The organism is Treponema sp. R80B11-R83G3 (assembly GCF_054786115.1).
In genome coordinates this window covers 36,525-53,464 of sequence record NZ_BDHF01000008.1, presented here as the reverse complement: position 1 = coordinate 53,464, position 16,940 = coordinate 36,525, and the positions used below count along the sequence as shown (strand labels likewise).

15 protein-coding genes are annotated in these 16,940 nt (G+C 42.2%); 11 read left to right on the top strand and 4 right to left on the bottom strand.

The genetic code is table 11. The features are described 5' to 3' along the window. The 11 genes from ACYVRH_RS02305 to ACYVRH_RS02255 form a co-directional block, all read left to right on the top strand. Positions 1–505: hypothetical protein (locus ACYVRH_RS02305; protein WP_461255312.1), on the top strand; the 505-nt coding region annotated here is incomplete at its 5' end. Beyond that, the gene (locus ACYVRH_RS02300; RefSeq protein WP_461255311.1) at positions 502–1,056 is read left to right on the top strand and encodes a hypothetical protein; all 555 of its coding nucleotides are present in this window, start codon (positions 502–504) and stop codon (positions 1,054–1,056) included. The genes ACYVRH_RS02305 and ACYVRH_RS02300, both read left to right, overlap by 4 nt. A 243-nt stretch (positions 1,057–1,299) precedes the next feature. Next, the gene (locus ACYVRH_RS02295) at positions 1,300–2,709 is read left to right on the top strand and encodes a hypothetical protein (RefSeq protein ID WP_461255310.1); all 1,410 of its coding nucleotides are present in this window, start codon (positions 1,300–1,302) and stop codon (positions 2,707–2,709) included. A gap of 12 nt (positions 2,710–2,721) precedes the next feature. After that, positions 2,722–5,430 (top strand): hypothetical protein, encoded by a 2,709-nt coding sequence (locus tag ACYVRH_RS02290; protein ID WP_461255309.1) that lies wholly within the window; start codon positions 2,722–2,724, stop codon positions 5,428–5,430. Positions 5,431–5,443: 13 nt separating this feature from the next. Continuing rightward, entirely contained in the window at positions 5,444–8,233 is a 2,790-nt protein-coding gene (locus ACYVRH_RS02285; RefSeq protein WP_461255308.1) for a hypothetical protein, read from the top strand. A 132-nt stretch (positions 8,234–8,365) separates the two neighbouring features. Then, positions 8,366–8,692, top strand: coding sequence for a hypothetical protein (locus ACYVRH_RS02280; protein ID WP_461255307.1), 327 nt, complete (start codon positions 8,366–8,368; stop codon positions 8,690–8,692). Positions 8,693–8,701: 9 nt separating this feature from the next. After that, positions 8,702–10,006 (top strand): hypothetical protein, encoded by a 1,305-nt coding sequence (locus ACYVRH_RS02275; protein ID WP_461255306.1) that lies wholly within the window; start codon positions 8,702–8,704, stop codon positions 10,004–10,006. A 2-nt stretch (positions 10,007–10,008) separates the two neighbouring features. Beyond that, positions 10,009–10,926, top strand: a complete 918-nt coding sequence (locus ACYVRH_RS02270) for a hypothetical protein (RefSeq protein ID WP_461255305.1) — start codon at positions 10,009–10,011, stop codon at positions 10,924–10,926. 113 nt (positions 10,927–11,039) lie between these two features. Further along, positions 11,040–11,474: a hypothetical protein gene (locus ACYVRH_RS02265; protein WP_461255304.1), complete on the top strand. Its 435-nt coding sequence runs from the start codon at positions 11,040–11,042 to the stop codon at positions 11,472–11,474. A 2-nt stretch (positions 11,475–11,476) separates the two neighbouring features. After that, positions 11,477–11,686 (top strand): hypothetical protein, encoded by a 210-nt coding sequence (locus tag ACYVRH_RS02260; RefSeq protein ID WP_461255303.1) that lies wholly within the window; start codon positions 11,477–11,479, stop codon positions 11,684–11,686. A gap of 4 nt (positions 11,687–11,690) precedes the next feature. Continuing rightward, positions 11,691–12,239, top strand: a complete 549-nt coding sequence (locus ACYVRH_RS02255; RefSeq protein WP_461255302.1) for a hypothetical protein — start codon at positions 11,691–11,693, stop codon at positions 12,237–12,239. Here the strand turns inward: ACYVRH_RS02255 and ACYVRH_RS02250 are convergent. The 4 genes from ACYVRH_RS02250 to ACYVRH_RS02235 form a co-directional block, all read right to left on the bottom strand. Next, positions 12,229–12,630 (bottom strand): rod-binding protein, encoded by a 402-nt coding sequence (locus ACYVRH_RS02250; RefSeq protein WP_461255301.1) that lies wholly within the window; start codon positions 12,628–12,630, stop codon positions 12,229–12,231. The two genes, ACYVRH_RS02255 and ACYVRH_RS02250, sit on opposite strands and share 11 nt — an antisense overlap. 5 nt (positions 12,631–12,635) lie before the next feature. After that, positions 12,636–13,436, bottom strand: coding sequence for a flagellar basal-body rod protein FlgG (gene flgG / locus ACYVRH_RS02245; RefSeq protein ID WP_461255300.1), 801 nt, complete (start codon positions 13,434–13,436; stop codon positions 12,636–12,638). Positions 13,437–13,460: 24 nt separating this feature from the next. Beyond that, entirely contained in the window at positions 13,461–14,312 is an 852-nt protein-coding gene (locus tag ACYVRH_RS02240) for a flagellar hook-basal body protein (RefSeq protein WP_461255299.1), read from the bottom strand. A 61-nt stretch (positions 14,313–14,373) separates the two neighbouring features. After that, positions 14,374–16,842 carry an ATP-binding protein gene (locus tag ACYVRH_RS02235; protein WP_461255298.1) on the bottom strand — a complete coding sequence of 823 codons (2,469 nt, stop codon included), beginning with the start codon at positions 16,840–16,842 and terminating at the stop codon, positions 14,374–14,376. Positions 16,843–16,940: the final 98 nt, after the last annotated feature.

The window sequence follows — 16,940 nt, the reverse complement described above, 5'->3', positions numbered from 1 at the left end:
CCCCCGTAACTTATATAGAAAAAATAATAAAAATACATTTTCTCATCATTCACAGGCGCGGGATCTCTTAATGGCAGCTAATAAACAGAGGTTAATTTATTTTGCGTCTTCTGTTATCGCCCTATCTGCGGGAATTTTCTGTTATTACATTTTTAGAGATTTTAATATGATATTTTTTCAAATATTTAAAATAAAAGTGTCTTATGCCAATGTACGCGCTTTTTCAGATAATTTTTTTATAAATTTTATTAGATACAATCTTTGCGACGGTTTATGGCTGCTCTCCGGCATCTTGTTTTTAAGATTTTTATGGTTTAGCGATCCCGTTATAGGCGGCTATTACATAAAATTTTTCATCGGACTTGCGTTATTACTGGAATTGTTACAACTAATAAAATATTTCCCCGGCACATTCGATATATTTGACATATTTACAATGGCGTTCTTTGCTCTGTTAGAGCATTTTATAAATATTTTTTTTACCATTAGAAGGAGACAAAAATGAGTAAAAATCGTTTAGCGCTACATTCAGTAGCAATCTTGGCAATTGTGTTTTTTACGTTTCTGGCAATCAGCAGCACGGCATCTACGCCAAAAATAGCCGCTCCCGTCGGCAGTACGGAAACAGTTGTTAGCAGTAAAACAACTTCCAGGGGGCGCGTTAATGACTTACCGGGTCCGGATCAAAGGCCATTTGACGCATTAGGTTTGGTCTTTGCGACTACAGAAACAAAATATGACCAGAATGGAAATGAAATAGCCAATCAGGAAGGTATTGTGAACCTGCTTTTAAGAGAAGCGCAAAAACTTGGCGGTAATGACATTTTAAATCTTAGAACAGATGAAAATGTTACTTTTTACCAATCAAAAATAAAAGAAGGCAGTACTGAAAAAACAATTACTACAAAAACAGTCATCATTACGGGAAGCGCTTTGGCAATTAAGTACCTTAATAATGCTTCAACGGCAACTGCTTCAGGAAATTCTTCAGGAAATGGCGTATTAGGAAACAATTTAGTTCCGAATAAATTTACTATTGAAGGTACGGTAAAGTAGAAGCACCCAAAAAATAATTGCATTGGTAATCCCCCAGCTTTGCCGGGGGACAGCCCCTGCCTGACAATTACGCAACCGCGTAATTGTTACGGCGGGTATGCGACATTTATGCGGTTACGTAGAAAAACTTTGTTTTTCTACGCAACCGTATACCCGATGTGCTGTAACGCCATTAGTACATACGATAGTTGGAAATTACTATTAAATCGGCCGATTACGCGGCTTAAAATGAAGGATATAAAATTGAACAAGAAACTTATCAGCCTTTTATGGATTGCGGTATTCAGTACCGTTCTTTACGCGCAAACGAGTAACGAAACAATAAGCCTTGCTTATATAATGGGCGTTTCGGCGCCTGTAAGCGGCAAAACCCCTTCAAGGGTAATTATAGAAAACGCGCAATTCAGCGGAACCATAACATGGTCACCGGAGGTATTGGGAACCTTTGCCCCAACTACCGAGTACACCGCTACTATTACGCTGACCGCGAAAAGCGGTTACACCTTTCAAGGGGTAGCCGCTAATTTCTTCATTGTCGTAGGGGCGGCATCGGTACGCAACAATGCCAATTCCGGCGTTGTTACTGCGGTATTTCCAGAGACAAGCGGCGCTATAGTCAATATAGCCGCCATAAAGGGCGTAACCGCCCCTGCCGTCGGCAATACGCCGGTAACGGAAATTACCGAGACTGACCAGTACGTTGGGACCGTAACATGGTCTCCTGCGGTATCAGGTACTTTTGCCCCAACTACCGAGTACACCGCGATTATTACCCTGACTCCAAAAAAAGGCTACACCTTTCAAGGGGTAGCCGCCAATTTCTTTACCGTCGCAGGAGCGACATCGGTACGAAACAGCGCCAATTCCGGCGTTGTTACCGTGTCATTCCCCACGTCGGTGACGGTAAATATCGCAGTAATACCCGGAGTTACAGTGCCGGCAACCGGAAATATCCCGGTTAAGGCAATTATCGAAACCGCGCAGTACAGCGGGACCATAACATGGTCTCCTGAAGTATCAGGCACTTTCGCCGCGACTACCGAGTATACCGCGACTATTACGCTGACCGCAAAAACAGGCTACACATTATTCGGGGTAAAGAATAACTTCTTTAAGGTTGCGGGGGCATCGTCTGTAAGTAACTCTGCAAACTCAGGCGTTATTACGGCGGTGTTCAAGCCAACTCAAGAAGAAAAGTCTGTTTTTCAAGAAGACAAAAGGCTAAAGTTGATTGGCGCTTCGGTTGGCACTTCGTTTGCCGCGCCTCTGGCTATCGTCACGTTACACGGAACGCTTGCGCCCTTCGATGACTCTTTCTTTGATTTAGGCGTTGACGCGGGCTTTGGAATTCTTGGCGTTGACGATGTTGAGTATTTTTCCGTGTACCCTTATGTCAATTTCGCCTTGTTCACGCCATTTGAGCGGTCGGAGGGCGAGAAAAGAGGGGGCTATTACGCGGGCGCCGGTATCGGCGTAATGTTTGCGAATTACACATATAAAGTCGCAGGCGCAATTTGGGATACCGCCTTTGCAGTGAACATTGTTATCGGCCTTAACTTATTTGAAATGTTTGATATTTCATATACCCTGCGGACTAATTTCACATCGGCAGACAACAAGTTGTCGATTGGCTATGTTTATAGGTTTAAATAGAGGAGTTTCATTATGCGAAAAAATTTATTAATTGCGTTAGCCGTTTTAACCGGTATGGTAATTTCAATGAGCGCCTGCATATTAGGTGAAAACATTGAAACGCTCGAGAAAATGGCATCGGAGGCTAATCTTGGAGATACTGTAAATATCGCCAACATACCGGGCGTGACAGCCCCGATGAACCGAGGCATTCCCGTTACAAGCATTGAAAGCCCGCAATACACGGGAACGGTTTCATGGTCGCCTGCGCCCGGCGCCTCAGGTTTTAATTATCAGACCTCATACACGGCGACAATTACCCTTAAAGCTAAAAAAGGCTATACATTGAACTTGGTAAAAGCCAACTTCTTCAAAGTAGCGGGTGCGACAACGGTACGCAATAATGCTAATTCAGGCGTTGTTACGGCTGAGTTTCCGCAATCTGCCCAAGGCATTATTAATATTGCCGCCATACCGGGCGTGACACCGCCGGAAGCAGGCGATATACCGGTAACGGCAATTGCCGGAACAGAGCAATACACGGGAACGGTTGCATGGTCTCCAACAGTATCAGGAACCTTTGCTTCAAGTACCATATACACGGCGACTATTACATTGACCGCAAAAACAGGCTACACATTACAAGGGGTAGCGGCTAACTTCTTTACGGTTGCAGGAGGGTCAACACCGGCAAGCAATTCCGCCAACTCAGGCGTTATTACCAAAGTATTTTCACAAACTAATGTTTCAGTGCCAACTAATAGGATTGAATACTACTGGGTGGATCAACACGGTTCCCTTGTTACCTCAAGCGGCGGCGTAACCAGCATAAGCTCAGGTTCAACCTTGACCATTACTCCACAGGGAACCACAAGCTATGCTATTAATAAGTGGTATGTGAACGGCGTTGATACAGGACAGAACGGAAGTACATATATCTTCTCAAATACAACAATCGGAAGACATACGGTAGACTTGTTTTTAACTAAAGACAACAAACTTTACAATACCAGTATTACCATTACGGTAACCTCTAATGAATTAACTGCTAATACATGGACTAACGGCAGTATTACCTCATCAAGCGATGCGCAATGGTTTAAATTCACAGCGACCGATTACTCACAGTATATACACGCAAGTTTTGGAACATTGAGTTCTAGTAATGGCTTTTACGTACAGGTGTATGACTCGGCAGGCAGTCCGGTCACAAGTCAGACAAGGTTATACAGCGGTAATTATACATACGTCAACTTTTCAGCAACAAGCGGGGATGTCTATTATATAAAGGTAACGCCTTATTCCAGTAACTACGGCACGTACCAAATAACGTTTAATACGTCCAGTACCCCGCCGCTTCCAAGCAACAGCGCTACAGCAGTCATGCTTACTGTCGGTACTTGGGCAGACAGCACTATTTCCTCAACAGGCGAACAGTGGTTTAAATTCACTGCGACAGCAAACTCATACCCATACTACCAGTATATACACGCGAGTTTTGGTACATTGAGTTCTTCAAATGGCTTTTACGTACAGGTGTATGAATCGACAGGCGGTATAGCCGCAAGTCAGACAAGGTTATACAGTAGTAATACATACACTTACCTGTCATCAGTAACAAACGGGGACACATACTATATAAAGGTAACGCCTTACAACAGCTACACCGGTACGTACCAGATAGCGTTTAATACGTCCAGTAATCCGCCGCTTCCAAGCAATGTCATAACAACAGCGACCCCGCTTACTGCCAGCACATGGGCAGACGGCAATATAACCTCATCAAGCGATGTGCAATGGTTCAAATTCACCGCGACCTCAAGCACGCAATACATACACGCAAGTTTTGGCACATTGAGTTCTTCGTCTGGCTTTTACATACAGGTGTATGACTCGACAGGCGGTATAGCCGCAAGTCAGACAAGGTTATACAACTCCAACCCATACATCTCCCCATCGGTATTAAACGGACAGACGTACTATATAAAGGTAACGCCTTACAGCGTTTACACCGGCATGTACAAGATAGCGTTTAATACGTCCAGTAATCCGCCGCTTCCAAACAATATTGCTACAACAGCGACCACGCTTACTGCCGGCACATGGGCAGACGGCAGTATTACCACATCAAGCAATGAACAATGGTTAAAATTCACCGCGACAAACTCATACCAGTATATACACGCGATTTTTGGCACATTGAGTTCTTCGTCTGGCATTAATGTACAGGTGTATAACTCGACAGGCGGTACAGTCGGAAGCCAGACAAGGTTATACTACAGTAACACATACACCTACCTGTCATCAGTAACAAGCGGGCAAATATACTATATAAAGGTAACGCCTTACAACAGCTACAGTACCGGCACATACCAAATAGCGTTCAACACGTCTTCGACACCCCCTGTAAATCTGCCTTCCAACGCAACAACGCTTACCGTTAATACTTGGGCTAACGGCAGTATATACTCATCAAACGGCGAGCAGTGGTTCAAGTTTACCGCGACCGCAGACACGCAGTACATACACGTTAATCTTGACACGTTAAATGATCTGTATGTACAGGTGTATAACTCAAGCGGCAGTGAGGTTGGAAGCCAGTCAGAATTTTTTTACAACGGCCAATACATATCACGGTCGGTAACAAGCGGGCAGATTTACTATATAAAAGTAACACCGTACTACTACAACACCGGCACGTATAAAATAGCGTTCAACACCAGCCCCACAAGGCCCAACTAAGGAGGATATAAAAATGAGAAATGGAGAAAGAGTTATGAAAAACATGAAATATGGCATATTGTTAGGGATTGCGCTTTTTGGAGCGATGCTGTTTGCCGCTTGTGATAATATCTTCGATAAACCGGAACTTCAAACGCCAATTGAAAATGGTTACGGGAGAGTAAGCATCGATTTAATTGGCGGTGATGCGGAACAGGAATCTGCGCGGACAGTTCTGCCTTCTACCGCTTTTTTCCGATATGTGTATACCTTTACCAAAGTAGGCCAAACAACCGGAACAGAAAAAACTCCTAACAGTCAAGGTAACTTTATTCTGGAAGCCGGTAGTTATACGGTTCAAGTACAAGCCTATATCGTCTCCAACGCGGATACCACCCTGGCGGCAAGCGGGACATCCTCAACATTTACAGTTGGATCAGGAAGCAACACCTCAGTACAAGTACAACTTACCGGCCAAACAACCGGAACGCAAGGAAGTTTCAAATACACAATCACCTACCCGGCAGGCGCTACAATGGAAATATCATTGAAAAAATGGCCGGGACTGACTAATATTACATTAACTCCCACTGATGTGCTTCAAGGAAACGGAAAAACCCAAACATTGAATAATTTAGATGTCGCCTCTTATCTGCTAACTGTCCTTATTAGTAAAGACGGATTGAAAGCGGGAAAAAGTGAAGCTGTACATATCTATCCATCGATTGTTACTGAATACACGAAAGATTTTACTGATGAGGATATGCTTGTTGCGATCCCCCCCACTTTTAACAATACGGCAACCACGCTTACCGCCGATACTTGGACTGACGACTCTTTTTCTTCAACCGGCGGCGATATGTGGTTTAAATTCACCGCTACTGCGACTACGCAGTACATACACGCAGGTTTTTACACGGTTGATTCTTCTTTTTATAGCTATGGCTTGAATGTTCAGTTATATGACTTGGGCGGAAATACGGTCGGAAGCCAGGCAAGATTATATGGCGGCAACAGATACATCTCCCGTGCGGTAGCAATCGGGCAGACGTACTATATAAGGGCAACGCCGTACAATTCCAGCTACTTAGGCGCATACCGGATTACGTTCAGCGCGTCCGTAAATCCTCCAAGCAATACTTGGACCACAGCAATCCCGCTTACTGCCGAGACTTGGGAAAACGGCTATATTTCCTCAACCGGCGAACAATGGTTCAAGTTCACCGCAAATGCAAACACGCAGTACATACACGCAGGTTTTGGCACATTGAGTTCAAATGGCCTGTACGTTCAGTTATATGACTCTACAGGCAGCAGTACGGTCGGAATCCAGACAAGATTATCTAGCGATACCAAATACACATCACAGTCGGTAACAAGTGGGCAGGTGTACTACATAAAGGTAACGCCTTACAGTTCCAGCAGCGCCACCTATCGGATTGCGTTTAGCGCATCAAATACTACGCCGCTTCCAATGGCAACAACGCTTACCGCCGGCGTCTGGGCAGACGGCGATATTTCCTTATACGGCGAGCAATGGTTCAAATTTACCGCGACATCAAATACGCAGTATATACACGCAAATTTTGTCGTGATGACTACTTATGATGGAATGAATGTTCAGGTTTATGACTCAGCCGCCGCCGCCACAGTCGGAAGCCAGATTCTATTATACTATTACCAAACAGACGCCACACTGCCGGTAACAAACGGACAGACGTACTATATAAAGGTAACACCTTTCAATAGCTTCACCGGCACGTACCAGATTGCGTTTAATGAGTTGGATACTCCGCCGCTTCCCGCCAATAGCGCCACAGCGACCACGCTTAATGCCGGTTTATGGGCAGACGGCACTGTTTCCTCAGGCGGAGAACAGTGGTTCAAATTCACTGCAACTTCAAGTACGCAGAATATACACGTTACTTTAGGCACGTTGAGTGATCTGTATGTATGGGTGTATGACTCAAACGGCGGTACTGTTGGAAGCCAGACGACAGAATTTTATAGCAACACATACACTTCACGGACGGTATCAACTGGGACCGTCTACTATATAAAGGTAACGCCTTACAGTGGCTATAGCGGCACTTACCAGATTACATTTAGTACCTCCAGCACCTCGCCTTCCCCAATTATCACGCTTACTGCCGGCACATGGTCAAGCGGCACTGTTTCCTCAACCGGTGAGCAGTGGTTCAAGTTTACCGCAACATCAAGTTCGCAGTACATACATGCAAACTTCAATGGCACGCTGAGTTCTTCATACGGCATTAACGTACAGTTGTATAACTCAAGCTTCACTACAGTTGGAAGCCAGACAAGATTATCCAGCGGTACCACATCCACCTCACTGTCGGTAACAAGCGGACAGGTGTACTACATAAAGGTAACGCCATACAGTTCCAGCGGTACATACCGGATTACGTTTAATACATCCACTACTCCGCCTTCCCTGCCTCTATATAACTCAGTTACCATTGACATGTATGATTCTGATAACGATGGTTGGAACGGGGGAGGCGCATTGAGAATTAATGTAAACGGAGTTGATACTGAAACTAGTGTAAGAGTAAGCGGTTCTTATGATACATACACCTTCAATGTCACAACAGGCGATGTAGTTCAACTGTATTGGGTTACAGGGTCTTATCAAGGAGAAAACTCATTTATTGTGTACTACACCAACACGCCGCCCAGTCCGGCATTTACTACCAGTAATAATAGCAGTTGGAGCGGCAGTAATGCATTGGTTTATAAATTACGGGGTACAATGGACGGCATAAGCGGCGGCACATTGCTTGGTTCATTTACGGTTCCTTAAGGAGGAATAAACAAGGTAAAGCCGCTCCGCAGAAATTGGCAATGTGACAGCGGCTTTACCAAAACTCCTGTACAAAAAAGGAAAAATAAGGGATAATTAAAAGACATTTCAGAAAATAGGGGGTTATCCGTCATGACAATCAAAAAAACCGCTTTTGTATTTTGCATATTATGCCTGGTCTTTTGTTCGTGCAGCTTATCAAATCAAACTCTTGAATATACTTTTGACAATAAATCGTCATATACAATTAGAATAACTTTAGCCGAACCGTATAAAACTAATAAAGATGATGAAGAAAATAGAACCTCTCCGTTTTCAGTTTATAGCTTAAATGTAACAAATGTCTATGTTCAAAGCAATGGGAGCGTAGATTTTCAATGGACAACCAATTCCGCCCAAGACAATCCAAAAGTATATTGCGTAACGAACGGTCCAAAAGCGACTTTTAAAAACCGTTAAGGAGTAAATATGAAAAAACAGGCATTACCGTTAAAAATATTGTTACTTGCCATTATTGCGTCCGCTCTTGTTACTTGCGGCAATGAAGGCGATCTGCATGAGATACCTTTGTTTGCAGAGGAATTCTGGGGCGAGTGGATACGCATGGATACTGGCGAAACATGGTATTTTGCAAATAATTACAGAATGATCGGAAACTCTTACTATACTACCACTGTTAATATGACAAAGGAATCAGATAACGTAATAATAGTTACGGAAGGGACGGGGGTAAACGCAAAGCAATATTTCCTTTACGCTTCAAGGACTCGAAACAGCACATTTGGAGCCTCGGCAGTTAAAGATGACGGTTCAAGAGCGCTGTTTTCCAGAGTGGTGAATGTGCCAAAAGGAACAAATGCGGTAGTAGAAGCTGTAAAAAACGGAATGGACAAGCAGACGGTTGAAATCGGCGATGAAGGTGAATTAGAAGCTGAAAACATCATAGCCGGCGATGATTATATTGTTACCATAGATGATCATGAATTTACCGTAACCCCCAATACAGACGGCGAAAATGTCGGAACTCTTACGTTGACAAGCGGGGTGAATATAAAAACTTCAATTGTACCGCAGTCATACTCTACCGATCTTATGCGCTTGTTTAGCGGTCAACCTTACGATTTAACAATTAAATTCACTAACATTGGTGAAACTATTTCCACGGCTATGGAATATCGGCTTACATTGCCTGCCGGCCTTGAAATTACCAGAAATACCAATTCGACTCGTTTGAATGCGGGAGATTTACAATCCATTATGCCGGGAAAAACGAGAGAAATAGATATTACTGTCCAGTGCGGAGCAATATCCGAAGAATTTGAATTTAAAGACATTGTCATTGATACTGAGGATTTTAATGGGAAAAAATGGACGGACTCTGTTTCCCTAAAAATAAACAAGGAAAGCGTTACTTTTAATATACGGTCGAACTTGGCAATAAACGGCATAATAATCGTCCCAAACGGCAAAGCGTACTATTTTAAGACTTCCGGCTCAAGCAGTTTGTATTCTGCGGCTGTTAAAGTTCCCAAATATCTTAAAGATTATCTAATTGTATTTTCGGGAGCTTCGGCGGATACCGAGGCAAAATATTCATTTGCGGTAGATAAAATCCCTGCCGTAAATTTTGCCGATTACGGCATTAACAGTCTAAAACAATATTGGCCAAACGGTACTGAAGGAGAGGCAGCGGAGATAGATTCTAATCAGGAAGTCATGGCATATCTATTAATGAACGTGGCCAATTACTACAAGGTAAAATTTACGGAATAATCATGAAAAAAATTATCCCGTTAATTTTTTTACTGCTCCCCTATTTTGCGTATTCGCAGAGTAGTTCGTTAAGTTTTGGAAACGCCAGTTTTTTTATGGACACAAAAGTAATGAAAGACGGTTCCATTGTCAATGTTGGTTTTGGCTTGAATTACAGTGATGTCTTAGGCGGGGAAATACGCGGGCTAATTGAAAAAACATCAACAAGCGAAGAACTGGATGATCCTGCCGTTTCCGATTCTATAATTGTAAATAATGAAACTGTTTATGAATTGTTTTTTCTCCCGATACAATACAGGCATACGATAAACGAAAATTTCAATTGGCAGGCGGGAGCCGGATTGTATTATGAATACCAAGAATCAAGAGAAAAAGGCTATTTAGATATGCCCATATTAGGTTCTCAGCGTCTTAATTCCTATACTGACGATTTTTCTATGCACATTTTAGGCCCTCTTATAGATGTTGGAATAAAATTTGACTCTGAAAAGTTCAGTATCGGTTTTTCCGGCGGCATTGTTCCCGTATATTTTCTGACCGCCGCAGAAAACCAAAGGATGTTCCCGTTATTTGATACTGTTAACCACTCGCAAGAAACATGGGGCAGCCCTTACTTTTACCTTGGGCTGGACAGCGTTTTGTTTAAATATGTCAGCCTGTCGGCAAAGTACAATTATTCTCAATTAAAATACGAAGTCATTGATCTTGACTATGATCAAAATACAAATAAATTTTTCCCGATATTTCCTGAAAGTACCGTTGTCAGCCAGTCACTAATGTTTGAAGCTTCGCTATTAATACCGGTTGGGGGAATGTACATTCAGATTGGTTACGGTTATATGTTGAATTTTTACACCCTGAATAACGATAGTCCCGTATCGGGAGACAAACACTACTTTATTTTATCAGCAAGAAAATAAGTTTTTATTATTTTTCCTTTACATTGTTTATTATTGTATGTTAAAATATATACCATTACAAACAATATTCCAGCATATCATTTTGATATGCTGGAATAGAAAGAAGGCATAAATTGGGAAAGGTTATACGGTGGTTTATTACTATTATGGCAGTCGGTATGATCCCTATGTTTATGAGGGTTTTGGTGTATTTATTATTGATTGATAAATATACAATTCAACCCGTATTGATCAGCGATGTTATAGTATTGGGTCTGGTTCTCAATATTGGCATTTTTAACGAAAGACATGGTCATTTTCGCTATGACCTTTCGCTAAGTGATACTTCTTCAACGATTTCTGTTATTTTAATTGTCCTGTTTTCCGGGATGTTCTTTTTTATGGTAACTAACGAGGTTATGCCATTATTTAAGCATAAAGCTCTGTTTTTTGTAAGTATATTATTCAATGTACTTTCTATTGTTTTGTGTATAATATATATTATTACTTGTTATCCCTTTCTTAAAAATAAAGCTATACTTGAATTAGAGGACAAGGAGGAACAATAGTTATGGCTGATATTATTTTTATTGCAGTTGCGATTTGTATTGCGCTTGGTTTACTAGTCAAGGTATTAGTAACCGCATACCGCGTATGGAATAACCATCCGGTTAACGTAGAGTTAATTCCCATAAATAATTCCAAACATGCGGGAACAGTTAATTTAGGGCTTTATGTGGACATTATAAGCAAACAATTTTCAGAGATATTGGACAATTAACCTGATGGATAATGAATATAACTTTAACTCAAAAGTTTGGTGGGAAGATATTAAAGACTTTGCCGAAAGATTTGTTACCTTTGTTAATAAACAGAGTGAACAAAAAGAATCACAAATAGTTTTGAAGATACAACCAAAAGAGTTTGAGCGGGTTAAACATGCTTATTTTAGTAATTTGCAGATATTTAAAAGAAAGGTTTATGGGAAAAATGTATCTGAGCATAGAATAGACAGGCATAAAATAATCGCTTTGTATATAAAATCATTTTTAGAAATCTCACCTTTTTATACTAAAGGCGATAACAAATATAAAAGAACAACAGTTCAAAGTTTACCTAATGAATACTTTTCACTCGAGATAATGAATCTCATAATTACAGCATGGAATCAATCAGAGGAAGGTATTCGCATGGATGAAAATGAGAAAAAATGGTTTATTATTTTACTCAACCATTATAGATTGAACATAAATACGCTGGATGTGCTTTCTTTGGCGCAAATTATTTATTACATTGAAGATAAATATATAAGAATTAATAAAACTAACCATTAATTCTTTTCAACTGCCTATAAGCCTGCTCCGCAAGCCCGAAGTTGGCGCTCTTGGTGTAATCTTTGGCATATTCATCGTAGAGCATATCTTCGTACATTTTACCGGCAAAACTGTTGTCCACAAGCCCCGATTTTTGCACGGTATTTCTCATGCTGGTTAAAAGATTTTTAACTAGGAATGTCTCAAGTTCAAGGCACAACTGGTAGAGCTTGTCCTCTTTATCAATAGGCTCTTCACCTGCGCGTTTTTCAACAACGGTACTGTTAGCTGAAGCTCTTTTTAGCGCCTCCGCAAATTTATCGGGGCTGTGGACAGCCGGAGTTGACGTTAACCGAATGTTATCCGCATAAAATGACGCTGGGTTATTAAAATCAAGTCCGGCTATGTCCATCTATATTACCTCTTTAATGTAGTCGCGGTTCCAAGCATACTGTCGCTTGTTTGAATTGTTTTAGAATTAAATTCATAGGCGCGTTGGGCGACAATCAGATTGACCATTTCTTGAACAACCGCGACATTTGACATTTCCAAAAATCTGTGTTGAATCTGTCCCATGCCTTCATAACCGGGAATGCCGGGAATCGCCTCACCAGAAGCCTGGCTGACCCTGAACAGATTTTCGCCAATCGCGGTAAGGCCTACCGGGTTTGGAAAACGGTACAGTTCGATTCTGCCTACGTCAACCTCAACTTCCTCGCCGTCTCGCGGAACTTTAACGCTTACCCTGCCGTCTTTGGTAACATTGATACTATCCGGCAGAAAAAGCTCCGGCATCATTATATCCGGGACAAGCCAATAACCGTTGCTATTGACCATGCGCCCGTTCGAGTCAACTTTAAAATTTCCGTTACGGGTATACGCCATAGTGCCGTCATAAGTCTGTATTTTGAAAAAACCTTCGCCCGTAATAGCCATGTCGGTGGCTACGCCGGTATTTTGCAGCGCTCCCTGCTCAAAAACCCTTTGAGTGTCCGCCAGTTTAACGCCGTGTCCCATTTGAATGCCTACCGGAACTACAGTGTCTTCAGTAGCCGGAGTCCCCGCCGTTTTTACAGTTTGATAAATAAGGTCTTCAAAATCGGCGCGTTGTTTTTTATAACCGTGGGTATTCACATTCGCGAGGTTGTTTGAGATCGTATCGATATTCGACTGCTGCCCGATCATGCCGGACGCTCCTGTCCATAAACTCCTAACCATTTTTTCCTCTCTTATTATTTTCTATTAGCCAAATTTTGCCACTTGATTTATCAATGTGCCCAATGCGGAATCTTCAGACTGAATAATCTTTTGATTTGCCTCATAAGAACGGTTTACTTCGATCATTTGAACCATTTCCGTTACCGGATCAACATTCGCGGACTCTACAAATCCCTGTATTACCATAGGCCGGCTTACCACGTCCATAGTCCTTGCGGGGCCTGATGTTTGGCTTTCGCGGTAAAGACTGGTTCCCTGTTTTTCAAGATAGCGATCCAGCTCAAAATCAACAATTTTTAGGGTATCCAGCAAGACCAATTCTTCCCATTGGTTAGCCTCTCTTCCTACCATAACATCCGGTTCATCGGGATAGGCGGCGTTGATCCATACCCTGCCCTCGTTATCAACCTTAAAATTATTGGCTTTTACCCTGATAGGGCCATTTTCTCCCAAAACGGGAAAACCGTCTTTAGTTTCAAGATACCCTTCCTTACCCAAGACAAAAGTGCCGTTTCTTGTATATCTTTCGCCGTAAGGCGTCGCCACGGAGAAAAACCCCTTGCCTTCAAGCATTAAATCAAAGTCACTTTGGGTCTCTTTTGGGGCACCTTGCGTAAAAACCGTAAATAATTCATTTAATTCGACGCCAGTGCCAAGTTTCCCGACAATCGGCGCGGCATCCGCAGAGCCAAAAGGCTGTAAATGAACGCCATCGTCATCCATTCGTCTTAACAGCAACTCAGGAAACGCCTTAAAAGACGCAACATCTTTCTTATAACCGGTAGTATCCACATTTGCCAGATTATTCGCCACTGCGTCAAGCCGCCACTGTTGCGCCCTCATCCCGCTTGCGCCCGTATACCATCCTCTAATCACACAGACCTCCGTCCATGCTAAATTATCGGCATTTAGAGAGGCAGGTTTAGAGGGGCAGATACTAGCTTATCGATTTAAATTCATTAAGTACCAAGTCCAGCTCCATTTTGAGTATATTCAACTGCTCCGCCGAAACCAGTTTTTTGCCGTTTTTTAGGTTCTGTTCTACGGTGGTGGCGGCTGTTTGAAGGATGATTTTACCGACATTGCCAGCGTCGCTTTTTAATGAATGGGCAAGCCTGTGGGCAAGAACAATATCGTCGGCTTCCAGAGCGTCAACTATTTCCTGGTATATGTTTTGATTGCCCTTCACAAACATAGATTGTAGTTTTCTTTGAAACTCAATGCTTGCTTCCAATTTAGTGTTCTTATAATCGGAACCCGGTATTTTTGGCGTAAAGTACTTCATAAGGCAACGCCACAGTTCCTGCGAGGTAAAAGGCTTCCCGACGCATTCAATCATGCCGCTGTTTCTGTAAATTTCCCTGTCATTAAACATAATATTCGCCGTCATCGCCACTATGGGAACGCCCGTATCCAGTTCCTTGATTTTTGCCGACGCTTCAAGCCCGTCCATAACAGGCATGTGCATATCCATAAAAATCAAGTCAAATTGCTTTTCATTGTTTTCCTGCCTTTTTTTTACCAATTCATAGCCTTTTAGACCGTTATCGGCAATAATAGTGGTCAGTCCGACTCTTGCCAAATGTTCGTAAACAACCTGTTGATTCATAGGATTGTCTTCGCATAATAAAACTTCGCCTTCAAACGCCGGTTTATCAAGTTCATGAATAACCATTTGATCTTCAAATAAACGCTCATGGTTGGCGTCTACGGTATCAAAAGTCAGTTCAAAGCTGAATCTGCTGCCAATGCCGAGGGTGCTTTCTACCGCAAGTTTTCCGCCCATCATTTCTACAATATCTTTTGTGATAGACAACCCAAGGCCGGTGCCGCCGTATACGCGGGTTGTCGCCGCTTCGGCTTGCATAAACGGATCAAATATTTTATTTACTTGTTCAGGGGTCATCCCAATGCCTGAATCTTTTACCTCAAAGAACATTGTTATGGTCTTTTCATTCATAGCCCTTAATACGGCGTTAAGTTTTACCATACCCGTATTTGTAAACTTAACGGCATTGGACAAAAGATTTACAAGCACCTGGCGGAGCCTTGTAGGATCGCCTAACGGTTTTTTCCCCAGGCTTGGTTCGACATAAAAATGCAGCATAATGCCTTTTTCGACAGCCTTGGGCATAATTAAAGTCCGGCAGCTTGAAAACAATTCATGCATATCAAACGGAATTTTTTCCAGTTCCATTTTGCCGGATTCCACTTTGGAAATATCAAGTATATCGTTTATAATATGTATAAGCCATTCGATGTTAATTTTTATTTTATTTAAATAATCCCTGACTTTAGGCGATATTTCATTATCAAGCGCAAACTCCGAAAAACCCAGGATACTGTTCATTGGCGTGCGTATCTCGTGGCTCATAGTCGCCAGAAATTTTGTTTTTGAAGCCGACATCGCTTCCGCCCCTTCGCGCAGGTGCTCAATTTCATCGTATGGACGCCTTAGTATAACAGCGGCGGCAATGGCGGCGGGTATGCTAAGGAGCAATGTAATCAACCCCATAAGCAATAAACTGCCCGGAACTTCCTTTAATACGCTTTCATTTAATGGGGCGACAACACCGACAAACCAGCCTTCATTAACGCTTGATACGGGGCGGATAGCGTACATTCTGTGCATTCCATCCAGGACGAACCTGCCAGTGCCGCGCTCTTTGTTAATCCCGCGCTTTATCACTATGGATACGCTTTCGTAACGCTTGTCATTTTTAGCCAATTTTAAAAAATTTATTCTTTGTTGCACCCAGTCTTCGCGGTAATTAGAAACAGTATCGCCCTCCGCGTCATGGATAAATAAATGACCTGAGTCCCAGAAAATAAACTTGGACAGTAAATTGCTAAAATAAAAACCGGGCAGAACCGCCGCCAAAACAAAATTGTCATTTATCGGAACTGAAACATACATAACAAGAGCGCCGTCTGGGGCATACATGGTTGTTGAAATTACAGAGCCGCCTTTTATTGCAGTTTGCAAAAAAGGTTCTCGGAGCAATTCGGGAGAAATTTGCGATTTCCCGCAAGAGGCCAATAAATTTGTTTGGTTAAAAATGGCAAGACCGATAAATACCGGATATTTCGCGCATATCTGCTCAAGCCTGTCCGCATCCGGTAAAGATGCGCCTATACCGGCGGTGATACCGGCGGTATTATACGCTTTTATGTCATTAGCGGCATTTTCCGCGTCATATTTTAACATCTTAATTTCATTTGTTACATATTGATCCGCAATATCAACCGTAACCAGCATATCAGATTCCATAGCCCTGCTTATGCTGCGCGTAAGAAACAAGGAACCTACCGCAAGACTTGAAACATTTATAACAATTGCTGTAGCAATAACGATTATTAGTATCTTTAGACGAATTATCTTTTGGTTCTTTTGAAGTTCACGCATATTAATATTCTACCATATATTATTAATTTTTGTTACTATATATTAAATAAATTTTATTTTTTAAAATAAAAAAACCTGGCCTGTAAGACGCACTCAAC

Bases quoted from the DNA above. Each gene is read 5' to 3' on its own strand.
- ACYVRH_RS02300 (WP_461255311.1), top strand. From the start codon at position 502: ATGAGTAAAAATCGTTTAGCGCTACATTCAGTAGCAATCTTGGCAATT.
- ACYVRH_RS02290 (WP_461255309.1), top strand. From the start codon at position 2,722: ATGCGAAAAAATTTATTAATTGCGTTAGCCGTTTTAACCGGTATGGTA.
- ACYVRH_RS02285 (WP_461255308.1), top strand. From the start codon at position 5,444: ATGAGAAATGGAGAAAGAGTTATGAAAAACATGAAATATGGCATATTG.
- ACYVRH_RS02280 (WP_461255307.1), top strand. From the start codon at position 8,366: ATGACAATCAAAAAAACCGCTTTTGTATTTTGCATATTATGCCTGGTC.
- ACYVRH_RS02275 (WP_461255306.1), top strand. From the start codon at position 8,702: ATGAAAAAACAGGCATTACCGTTAAAAATATTGTTACTTGCCATTATT.
- ACYVRH_RS02270 (WP_461255305.1), top strand. From the start codon at position 10,009: ATGAAAAAAATTATCCCGTTAATTTTTTTACTGCTCCCCTATTTTGCG.
- ACYVRH_RS02260 (WP_461255303.1), top strand. From the start codon at position 11,477: ATGGCTGATATTATTTTTATTGCAGTTGCGATTTGTATTGCGCTTGGT.
- ACYVRH_RS02255 (WP_461255302.1), top strand. From the start codon at position 11,691: ATGGATAATGAATATAACTTTAACTCAAAAGTTTGGTGGGAAGATATT.
- ACYVRH_RS02250 (WP_461255301.1), bottom strand. From the start codon at position 12,630: ATGGACATAGCCGGACTTGATTTTAATAACCCAGCGTCATTTTATGCG.
- flgG (WP_461255300.1), bottom strand. From the start codon at position 13,436: ATGGTTAGGAGTTTATGGACAGGAGCGTCCGGCATGATCGGGCAGCAG.
- ACYVRH_RS02235 (WP_461255298.1), bottom strand. From the start codon at position 16,842: ATGCGTGAACTTCAAAAGAACCAAAAGATAATTCGTCTAAAGATACTA.